General features: G+C 59.8%; 1 protein-coding gene. It reads left to right on the forward strand.

The window, feature by feature from the left end; genetic code table 11:
• Positions 1 to 34: 34 nt before the first annotated feature.
• Positions 35 to 4,342 carry a T9SS type B sorting domain-containing protein gene (locus tag J4050_RS14965; protein WP_243878660.1) on the forward strand — a complete coding sequence of 1,436 codons (4,308 nt, stop codon included), beginning with the start codon at positions 35 to 37 and terminating at the stop codon, positions 4,340 to 4,342.

Below are 4,342 nucleotides of genomic sequence, written 5' to 3' on the forward strand. Positions count from 1 at the left end.
TTGCTACAACGTCACGACGCTTGATTTGGAAGTATTGCCCAATCCTATCGCAAATGCACCTACGGACTTCGAGGTCTGCGACGACAATAATGACGGCATTGCGGTCTTTGCGCTTGGCACGAAGACGCCGGAGGTCGAGGGCGGCCAGACGGGCATGCTTGTGAGCTACCATGCGACCCCTGGCGATGCGCTTAGCGGCACGTCTGCCCTTCCGGACCCTTACAGCAATACGGTGGCCGGTGGCGAGGAGGTCTACGTTCGTATCGAGGATTCGGTCACGGGCTGTTTCGCCACCACAACGCTACAGCTGGTTGTGCACCCGGTACCTTCAACGGTTACCACGGACGATATTGTGGTTTGCGACGTCAACAATCCCGGTGACCTAACGGAGGTCTTCGACCTAAGCGCAAAGAATGCGGAGCTCATAGACGGCCAGGCCAACGTAGCGGTGGCGTACTATCCGAGCCAGGCGGACGCGGACGCTCTGACCAACGCGATAACGGCGCCCTACGCCAATATAAATACGCCGCAGACGATAGTCGCGGTACTGACCAACACATTGACGGGCTGCAGTTCGCAGATAGCCTTCGCCCTTGTTGTCGAGGCGCTCCCCACGGCCGTTTTCCCTACGCCCTTGGAGGTGTGCGACGACGGTACGCCCGACGGTATCACGTCCATAGACCTTGGCCTAAAGGACACGGAGGTCAGCGGTGGCAACGGCACGTACCTTGTGAGCTATCACGAGACCCAGGGCGATGCGGACCTTGGCCAGAACGATCTCCCTATACCCTATACGAACCTTGCGAACAACCAGGTGGTGATCGTGCGCGTGGAGGACGCCTCTACGGGCTGTTACGCTACGGTCCCCTTGGAACTTGTTGTTGAGCAGGCACCGGTCGCCTTTGTGCCGCAGCCCTTGGTGTTCTGCGATCCCGATAGCGATGGCTTCGGGGAGTTCGACCTCACCCTTGCCGATGCGGAGATCACGGGCGGCGATGCGACGCTCGAGGTAAGCTACCACGAGACCCAGGCCAATGCGGACAACGGTGTTGACGCTATAGATGCCACGGTACCCTACAATAATATTGTCCAAGATGGGCAAACGCTCTTTGCGCGTGTGGAGAGCCCAACGATAGCCACGGACTGCGCCACGGTCGTGGAGCTACAGCTAATCGTGGAGCCGACGCCACAGCTGGGTACGGCCACGGCACTTGAGGAGTGCGACGATGCGAGCGCCGACGGCCTTGCAGAGTTCGACCTTACGGCCGCTGCCGCGGATATCCTCGATGGCCTGGACGCCACACAATATATACTGAGCTATTACGAGAGCGAGGCCGCTGCCGATGCCGGCACGCCGGCCATAGCCGTTCCCACGGCCTATACGAACACGACGGCTGGCATGCAGACGGTCTGGGTCCGGGTGGACGACACGGCGACCCTTGGCGGCTGTTACAAGCTTGCGGAGCTCGAACTGATGGTCAACCCGCTACCGGTGCTCGCTACGCCACCGCCCCTGTCGCTGTGCGATGCGCTCACGCCGGGCGACGGGCAGGAGCCGTTCGACCTTACGGAGGCCGATGCTACGGTACTCAACGGACAGACGGGTATTTTGCTGACCTACCACGAGACCTTGGCGGATGCGGATGCGGGCACCGGCGCGATAACGGGTCCTTACCTTAACACGATGAACGCCCAGACGGTCTACGTCAGGGGCGAGGACGAGCTTACGGGCTGCTACGCAACGGTTACCCTTACGCTAAGGGTAGACCCCGTGCCATCTCCCGAGCCGAATCCCGACCCTATAGAGGTTTGCGACGATGACAACGACGGCTTTGCGGAGTTCGACCTGGAGGTGCGCACCGTAGAGATCACCAACGGTGAGGCCGATGTTGTGATCACCTACCACGAGACACAGGAGGAGGCGGAGCAGGGCGACAATCCCATAATTGGCCTTTATACGAACATAGTGGCGGACAGCCAAGAGATATACGTGCGTTCCGAGAATACGATTACTGGCTGTTACAGCCTTACCCTTAATACACTGGAGCTCATCGTAGTGCCCTCTCCTGAGGTACCACAGGACCTACCGCCCTTGGTACGCTGCGATGACGACGGCGACGGTATCACGCAGTTCGACCTTACGGAGATGGACGCGCTCGTGTACGGTACCCAGGACCCTGCACAGTTGGAGCTGAGCTACCATATCGACGCAGCTGACGCGGCTACGGGCGCTAACCCCATAGCCAACGTCGGCAACTATACGAACACGTCCAATCCGCAGACGTTGTACGTGAGGCTTTACGACCCTGTGACGGACTGCTTGGATACGGGCGGTTTCGAGCTGCAGGTGGAGCTTCCGCCGGTAGCGGTACAGCCTTCGCCCCTGGAGCTCTGCGACGACCTGGGGGAACCGGGCGACCAGCTCACGGTCTTCGACCTAACGGTTAAGGATACGGAGATCACGGGCGGCAATGCAAGCTGGTCGGTATCCTATTACGAGACGGATGCGGACGCCCAGGGCCAGACGGGTGCGATACCCGACCCTTCGCAGTATACGAACACTTCGGTGGGCGGCCTTCCGGCGAACCCGCAGACGCTCTACGTAGTGGTTACGGACAACGACACGGGCTGCGTCGACTTTGCGACGCTGACCATACGTGTGCTCCCGAACCCTACGCCGACGCCCAGCGACCTGTTACCGGACCTTGAGCTTTGCGACGAGGTGAACACGGGCGACGGCGTTGAGGCCTTCGACCTTACCGAGAACGAGCTATTGATACTCAACGGCGAGGCCGGCGTTACGCCGAGCTACCATACTTCTGCTGAGGATGCGGACAGCGGTGCCAATGCCATAGCGGACCCTACGGTGCATATCAACACGGCGAGCCCTGTAGAGGATATCCATGTCAGGGTCGAGAACGACGTTACGGGCTGTTATACGGTAGTGGAGTTCTCCATCATCGTAAACCCGCTCCCGACGGTGGTGGCGGTAACGGACCTTATCCAGTGCGAGCTGAACACGGACGGATCTGCGCAGTTCGACCTAACGGAAAAGGATACGGAGGTACTTGGCGGCCAGGACCCATCGGCCTATACGGTGAGCTACCACGAGACCTTGGCGGATGCCGAGGCACTGGACAACGGCATAACGGGTCTCTATACGAACACGGCCAATCCACAGGAGATATACGTAGCGATAACGGACAATGCCACTGGCTGTTCGGTCGCGACGCAGCGTTTCGGGATCGAGGTGCAGGAGGCCGCAGTGGCCAACCCTGGTATGGAGCCGCTCGTATACCCGTTGTGCGACGACGCTATGGAGACTGACGGCGACCCTACGGACGACAGCGTACAGTTTGAGCTATCGACGCAGGACGGAGCGGTACTGGACGGCCAGGACCCTGCGGACTATACAGTGAGCTATTATGCAACGGAGCAGGACGCATTGCTGTTGGTCAACCCGTTGCCCGATCTTTACGAGAACGTTGCGAACCCCCAGGTGATCTATGCACGTGTTGATAACGACACGCCTGACGCTTCCGGGCAGGACGGTTCGATATGCTTCGATGTGGCACCGATGACCCTCAGGGTGGATCCCCTGCCTGAGTTCGACCTTGAGGACAGTTACCTGCTGTGCGTTGGCACGGACGGCAGCGAAGTGGTTGATACACCGGTGCTGGATACCGGCCTGTCGGCTACGGACCATACCTTTGAATGGTCGTTGGACGGCCAGGTCCTTGCCGGGGAAACGGGCCCTAGCCTGGTCCCTTTACAGGGCGGGAGCTATATGGTGGTGGTCGAGGACGTTGTGACGGGCTGCCTGAGCGACGACACGGCACTGGTAGAGGAGAGCGGTCCACCGGACCTTGATGCCGAGCTGGTGAGCGAGGCCTTTACGGGTAGCAACGTGATCCAGGCACTGGCGACGGGACAAGGGGTGTACGAGTACAGCCTTGATGGCGGCCCTTGGCAGGAAGAGGGCGTTTTCCTCGATGTGCGCCCGGGGATCCGCACGGTTAGCGCCAGGGACGTCAACGGCTGCGGCGTGGCCAGCGTAGAGGTCCAGGTGATCGACTACCCCAGGTTCTTTACGCCCAACGGCGACGGCAACAACGATACGTGGAACATTGTTGGGCTGGCGGGCCAGCCTAACGCTAAAATTTATATATTTGACCGCTACGGGAAGCTGATCAAGCAGCTGAGCCCGGGAGGGTCAGGATGGGACGGTACGTTCAACGGCAATAGGATGCCCACGAGCGACTACTGGTTCACACTGGCCTATGACGAGCCCCTGACCGGACAACGGAAGGAACTCAATGCCCATTTTACCTTGAAACGATAA

It is taken from the genome of Winogradskyella pelagia, from assembly GCF_017581965.1.
Classification (GTDB): domain Bacteria; phylum Bacteroidota; class Bacteroidia; order Flavobacteriales; family Flavobacteriaceae; genus Winogradskyella; species Winogradskyella pelagia.